Genomic DNA, 247 nt, shown 5'->3' on the forward strand with positions numbered 1-247 from the left:
GGCCGGCCAGCAGTTCGTCGTGGCCGCCCGTCTGGGCGCCGAACACGCGGCGGTAGGTACGGTTGGCGAACAGCAGTTCCAGGCCGTCGTGGGTGTCGGCCGTGACCGAGATGGCGTCGTCCAGGCCTTCCAGCACCGTCATGAAGCGTTCGTGCGCGGCCGTCAGGGCTTCGCGGATGCGCTTGGGTTCGGTGATGTCGGTCATGGACGTCATCCAGCCGATCTGGTTGCCGTTGGGGTCCAGCAG

General features: G+C 67.6%; 1 pseudogene. It reads right to left on the reverse strand.

From position 1 onward, the window contains the following. Positions 1 to 247, reverse strand: a pseudogene (locus SB751_RS33855) (PAS domain-containing sensor histidine kinase); the annotation flags it as partial.

It is taken from the genome of Cupriavidus sp. SIMBA_020 (assembly GCF_046535395.1).
Lineage (GTDB): Bacteria > Pseudomonadota > Gammaproteobacteria > Burkholderiales > Burkholderiaceae > Cupriavidus > Cupriavidus campinensis.